7 protein-coding genes are annotated in these 5,794 nt (G+C 61.6%); 4 read left to right on the top strand and 3 right to left on the bottom strand.

Annotation, left to right across the window (positions count from 1 at the left end):
- Positions 1 to 222: DUF6680 family protein (locus tag AC0V2Y_RS26745; RefSeq protein ID WP_475418211.1), on the bottom strand; the 222-nt coding region annotated here is incomplete at its 3' end.
- A gap of 35 nt (positions 223 to 257) precedes the next feature.
- Between AC0V2Y_RS26745 and AC0V2Y_RS26740 the strand changes: the two genes are divergently transcribed.
- Positions 258 to 683 carry a hypothetical protein gene (locus AC0V2Y_RS26740; protein ID WP_475418021.1) on the top strand — a complete coding sequence of 142 codons (426 nt, stop codon included), beginning with the start codon at positions 258 to 260 and terminating at the stop codon, positions 681 to 683.
- 17 nt (positions 684 to 700) lie between these two features.
- On the opposite strand, the gene AC0V2Y_RS26735 is transcribed toward AC0V2Y_RS26740, so the two are convergent.
- Positions 701 to 991 (bottom strand): hypothetical protein, encoded by a 291-nt coding sequence (locus AC0V2Y_RS26735; protein ID WP_475418022.1) that lies wholly within the window; start codon positions 989 to 991, stop codon positions 701 to 703.
- Between the two features lie 35 nt (positions 992 to 1,026).
- Here AC0V2Y_RS26735 and AC0V2Y_RS26730 point away from each other — a divergent pair, with 35 nt between their 5' ends.
- Entirely contained in the window at positions 1,027 to 2,256 is a 1,230-nt protein-coding gene (locus AC0V2Y_RS26730; RefSeq protein WP_475418023.1) for a phosphoadenosine phosphosulfate reductase domain-containing protein, read from the top strand.
- Between the two features lie 35 nt (positions 2,257 to 2,291).
- Here the strand turns inward: AC0V2Y_RS26730 and AC0V2Y_RS26725 are convergent, their stop codons facing one another.
- Positions 2,292 to 2,537 (bottom strand): hypothetical protein, encoded by a 246-nt coding sequence (locus tag AC0V2Y_RS26725; RefSeq protein ID WP_475418024.1) that lies wholly within the window; start codon positions 2,535 to 2,537, stop codon positions 2,292 to 2,294.
- A gap of 35 nt (positions 2,538 to 2,572) precedes the next feature.
- Here AC0V2Y_RS26725 and AC0V2Y_RS26720 point away from each other — a divergent pair, with 35 nt between their 5' ends.
- Positions 2,573 to 3,106 carry a nuclease domain-containing protein gene (locus tag AC0V2Y_RS26720; protein ID WP_475418025.1) on the top strand — a complete coding sequence of 178 codons (534 nt, stop codon included), beginning with the start codon at positions 2,573 to 2,575 and terminating at the stop codon, positions 3,104 to 3,106.
- The gene (locus tag AC0V2Y_RS26715; RefSeq protein WP_475418026.1) at positions 3,103 to 5,733 is read left to right on the top strand and encodes a DNA methyltransferase; all 2,631 of its coding nucleotides are present in this window, start codon (positions 3,103 to 3,105) and stop codon (positions 5,731 to 5,733) included. Before AC0V2Y_RS26720 ends, AC0V2Y_RS26715 begins: the two co-directional genes overlap by 4 nt.
- Positions 5,734 to 5,794: the final 61 nt, after the last annotated feature.

Raw genomic sequence — 5,794 nt, 5'->3', positions numbered from 1 at the left:
ATAGAAGGCTACATCAATCATGTTGAGAGCCTGGACGTGACCAGGCGCAAGCCTTGTGGCGCGGGTAGCCATAAGTGTTTGAAAGATGCTGTCTTTCATCCCTTTTTTTGCTTGCCGACGCTCCACCCATTTTTGGGCCTGTACCGCAAGGATCGGCCCCGCAAGCACCGCGACGATCGTGAGCCACTCACCAAAACGAATTGCAGGTTCTTCTGCGGCCATATTTTGCCCGTTATTGCAAAAAGGAAAATAATATCATGATGTACGACTTGGCAAGAAACGAACGTGCCCATATTGCCAACCAGTCCGCGCCAGCCTTCTCGCTGATCCGCAAGGTCTGCTCCTGCGGCAAGGCCAGCACCGCCAAGCAGCTGGCCCAGCACGGAGAATGTGCCGCCTGCGCACTGGCCGCCGTCCGCGCCGATATTCTGCCTGGCGACTTCGCCAAGCTGCAGCACATGCTGGGCGCCGTTAAGCAATATCCGAAGTCCAAGTGGGGCTGGCGCAATTATTTTGCCGCCGGCAGCGGCCAGCAGCACGAGGCCACGCAGCGGCTGGTTGCCGCCGGCTTGGTCACGGCTGGCCGTGCTGCCAACGAAATGACTTATTTCCACGCCACCCGCCTGGGTTGCAAGGCTGCCGGCCTCGATGGCGCTGGCATCAAGCGCGCGATGGAGGATTGATGATGACCCAGTCCGAATTATTCTCGGATCGCCAGCAAGCGCTGATCAGGTGCGTCACTACCAGGTCCCAACGTTATGTACGTGTTCCAAGTGGGTTCTTCCTGCCCATTGAGCAAAAACATCCGCGTATTGACTGCGAGAACCACATAGTCCTTCGTCGATTCTCCGGTGACGATTTGCATGAATTCGCCGACTCGGGGAATTGGTGCGCCGTCCGGCATATTGAGTCCAGCATCCGTAAATTCGTAGCCAGCGCGCGGAAGGTCGTCGCCGCGTTCCATATATTGAAGACAAATTGTATGTGCCACAACGGTTCCTTGGCTTGTTTGAAAGAAAACAAATTATGAACCAAATTGATATTTTTGCAAGCGGTGCTCAGCGCCTGCAAATGACGGACTCGATTGATCTGACGATCCAGTCGATGCTGGCCTACGGCGCTACGCATGAGCACTGGGGCATCGCCTGGTCGGGCGGCAAAGATTCCAGCGCCACGCTGACGCTGATCACCTACCTGCTCGACACCGGCAAGATCGCGCGCCCCAAGTCCCTGACTGTGTTCTACGCCGACACGCGCCAAGAGCTGCCGCCGCTGGCCATCGCGGCGCGCCAGATCATGGACGAGTTGGAAGAGCGCGGGATCCGCGTCGAGGTAGTTACGGCGCCGATGGATAAAAGATTCATGGTCTATATTTTGGGCCGGGGCGTGCCGCCCCCGAACAACAACACCCTGCGCTGGTGCACGCGCCAGATCAAGATCGACCCGATGGAACAGGCGCTGCGCGACCGCCTGGACCAACTCGACGGTCAGATCCTGATGATCACCGGCGTGCGCCAGGGCGAAAGTGCCATCCGCGATCGCCGCATCGAAATGAGCTGCAGCAAGGATGGCGCGGAGTGCGGGCAAGGCTGGTATCAGCAGGTGCTGCCGAACGCCAAGGGTCTGCGCGGCCGCCTATCCACGCTGGCGCCGCTGCTGCACTGGCGCGTCTGCCATGTGTGGGAATGGCTGCGCCACTGGGCGCCACAGGCTGAATTTGGTGACTGGAGCACGGCGATCATTGCCGATGCCTACGGCGGCGATGAGGCCGAAGAGGTCAACGCGCGCACCGGCTGCATCGGCTGCCCGCTGGCGGCCGAAGACAAGGCGCTCGATACCATTCTGCTGAATTCGCAATGGGCCTACCTGGCGCCGCTCAAGGGCATTAAGCCGCTGTGGCGCGAACTGCGCGAGCCACAGCACCGCCTACGTAAGGCCGGGCGCGAAATCCTCAAGTCCGGCGCCGTGGCGGCCAACCCGCAGCGCATGGGGCCGCTGACGTTCGATGCGCGCCTCATGGGCCTGGATCGCATCTTGACCATCCAGGCGACGGTCAACTCGGTGGCGCGCGCGACTGGCCGGCCGGAGATCGACCTGATCAATGCCGAGGAGGAAGCGCGCATCCGCGACCTGATACGCGCTAAAACTTGGCCCCAAGGCTGGGAGGGCGACGAGCCGCTGGCGACAACGATCATGGATACCGTTTATGCCAACGGCGCAGTGCAACCGCGCCTGTTTTCGGAGAATGAGTTGTGATAATTTCAATCATTCAGTCGCAGCGGCCGGGCGCTTTACTCTTCAACCTGCCCATCAATCCATTCGTGTGCCATTTCGTACACCCGAGCGATCGCATCTTCTTTCCTTGGAAATTCTTCGTCGGCGATGCTTTGGTACGCCACGGGCAGCAAAACCGTCCTACCCACGACGCCACTTCCCTCGTGAATAGAGAATCTGGAGCTATGGCTCTTATTCATATTTTCAAATGGCAATGCAACAACAGTGTAGCCCTTGTAGATATGGCGTTCATCAGTAGACATTTTTCCTCCGTTATTGTGAAAGGTGCAATCTTAGCATGATGCGCCGCTCCCCTATGAAGCCCGGCGCCGGCCTAAAACGTGTGGCCTTCGCGCGCGGCGAGCGCAACGAGGCGCGCGAAGTGTCAAAGCTCAAGCGCACCTCACCCATGCCGAGCACCGGCATGCTCTCCGTGCAGTCGCACCAGCGCACGGCGAAGACGCGCAAGGCCGGATTGAAATCAAAAGGCCCACGCTCGACGCCGATCCGGCGCGCCGCGCGCGGCCAGGACTGCACGCTGCGCCTGGCCGTCTGCAACTTCGACCCTGATACCACCGTCCTCTGCCATTCGAACTTCTTGGCAGATGGCAAGGGCATGGGCCTGAAGGCGCCGGACACCGCCGCTGCGTTCGGCTGCAGCGCTTGCCATGACGTGCTCGACGGCCGGCGCCCGCGTCCGGCTGATCTGTCGCTGGCCGGCCTGGAGGTCGCCTTTCGCGCAGCCGTAGTCACCACACATGAAATTCTACGGTCGATGGGCCTGCTCGATGCAGCGCCCGTGGCCATCAAACCTACATTGGAACACCCATGAGCGCATTTAGCCCGCAAGAGCAAAAACACCTGCAAGAAGCTGCGTACAGCGAATTCCTGCGCGCCAAGATCAAGCTGGCCCAGCGCAAGGGCTTCGACGTGCCGCTGGCCGATATCCATCCTGGCTTGAAGCCACACACCCGCGACATCGTGCGCTGGGCCCTGGCCGGCGGCCAGCGCGCCATCTTCGCCTCGTTCGGCCTGCACAAGACCAGCACCAACCTGGAAGTGATGCGCCAGATCGGCATCAACCGGCCGGGTGGCATTCGCGGCATCGTCGCGCCGCTGGGCGTGCGCCAAGAATTCTCGCGCGAGGTTGCGAAGCGCTTCACCGGCGATCACGCCGTCGACCTGCGCTTCATCCGGTCCGACGCGGAGATCGATGACCCGGCCACGATCTACATGACGAACTACGAATCGGTCCGCGAGGCCAAGGTCGACGTGACCAAGTGGCAGGCATCCGGGCTGGACGAGGCCAGCGTGCTGCGTAGCTACGGCAGCAAGACATATCAGGAGTTCTTGCCGATGTTCGACGGCGTCGAGTTCAAGTTCGTCTACACGGCCACGCCGAGCCCTAACCGCTTCAAGGAATTGATCCACTACGCCGGCTACCTGGGCGTGATGGACACTGGCCAGGCCCTGACGCGCTTCTTCCAGCGCGACAGCGAGAAGGCTGGGAACCTGACGCTTTACCCGCACAAGGAACAGGAATTCTGGCTGTGGGTGGCCAGCTGGGCGGTTTTCATCCAGCGTCCGAGCGACCTGGGCCATTCGGACGAGGGCTACGACCTGCCGGCGCTGGATGTGCGCTTTCACGAGGTGCCGAGCAATTACAGCACGGCCGGCGCCGAAAAGAACGGGCAGGGCCTGCTGATCCCGAACGTCGCCATGGGCTTGTCAGCTGCCGCCGGCGAGAAGCGCGACAGCATGGCCGCGCGCGTCGCCAAGGTGGCCGAGATCATGGCTGCGGATCCTGATGATCATTTCCTGATCTGGCACGACCTGGAGGACGAGCGCCACGCCATCCAGGCGGCCATGCCCGGCGTGGTCAGCGTGTGGGGCACGCAGGACCTGGAGCAGCGCGAGCAGCGCATTGCTGACTTCAGCGACGGCAAGATCAAGGATCTGTCGACCAAGCCAATCATCGCCGGCAGCGGCTGCAACTTCCAGGTGCACTGCCATCGAGAGATTTTCGCGGGCATCGGCTTCAAGTTCAACGATTTTATCCAGGCCGTCCACCGCGTCCAGCGCTTCCAGCAGCAGCATGCGGTGCGCATCGACATCATTCATACCGAAGTCGAGCGCAAGGTGCTGGCCGACCTGATGGAGAAATGGCGCCGCCACGACGAAATGCAGGCCAAGATGGGCCAGATCATCCGCGCCTATGGCCTGGACCAGTTGTCGATGCAGGACTCGCTGGCGCGCACCATTGGCGTCGAGCGCGCCGTCGTGGCCGGTGAGCGGTTCTCGGTGGCCAATAACGACTGCGTGCTCGAAGCTATGCAGCAGCCGGACAACTCGGTCGGCATGATCATTACCAGCGTTCCATGCGCCAACCATTACGAATACACGCCCAGCTATAACGACTTCGGCCACACCCAGGACAGCGATCACTTTTGGGCTCAGATGGACTTCCTGACTCCGGAGCTGCTGCGCATCCTGCAGCCGGGCCGCATCTACGCCTGCCACGTCAAGGACCGTATCAATTTCGGCAATGTCACCGGCGCCGGCGTGCCCACTGTCAGCCCGTTCCATGCCGAGGCGCTGTTCCACGGCATCAAGCACGGCTTCGACTACATGGGCATGATCACGGTCGTGACCGACGTGGTGCGCGAGAACAACCAGACCTACCGCCTGGGCTATTCCGAGGTCTGCAAGGACGGCACGAAGATGGGCGTCGGTTCGCCGGAATACATCCTGCTGTTCCACAAGCCGCAGACGGACCGCTCGCGCGGCTACGCCGATGTGCCCGTCACCAAGGCCAAGCCGATGTGCCTGGACGATGCCGGCGGCCGGATCCCGTTTGACCGCAAGGCCGCGCCGATTCCTGGTACCGGCTACAGCGTCGCGCGCTGGCAGGTCGATGCGCATGCGTTCTGGCGCTCCAGTGGCGATCGCCTCTTGGGCGCGGCCGAGCTGGCCAGCTTCGGCCCTGGCAAGTTGGCGAAGCTCTTCACCAGCATGTCGCTGGAGAACGTCTACAACTACGAATACCACGTCGAAGTGGGCGAGGCGCTGCTGGCCGGCAAGGCGCTGCCAGCCGATTACCTCAGTCTGGCGCCGGGCAGCGCTGATCCGGCCGTCTGGCACGACATCGTGCGCATGCGCACCTTGAACGGTGAGCAGTCGGCGCGGGCGGTCGAAAAGCACGTTTGCCCCTTCCAGATCGATATTGTTGATCGCCTGATCGGCCGCTACAGCAATCCGGGAGAGGTGATCTACGACCCGTTCTGCGGCCTGGGCACCGTGCCCGTGCGCGCCATGAAGCTAGGTCGGCAGGGCCGCGGCAGCGAGCTGAACCCGGCATATTTCGCTGACCAGGTGCACTACTGCCAGGCGATGGAACGCGAGGTCAGCATGCCTACGCTGTTCGATATGGAACTAATGGACGAGGAGAACGCCAAGTGACGCGCGCAAATTTCAGTGAATTCGTGCTGGGCGCCATGCCGGGCACCTCGGGCTCCCTGAT

This window comes from Janthinobacterium sp. BHSEK, assembly GCF_056174685.1.
Note: the sequence above shows the minus strand (reverse complement) of the source record. Positions and strands in the feature narration are given on the sequence as shown.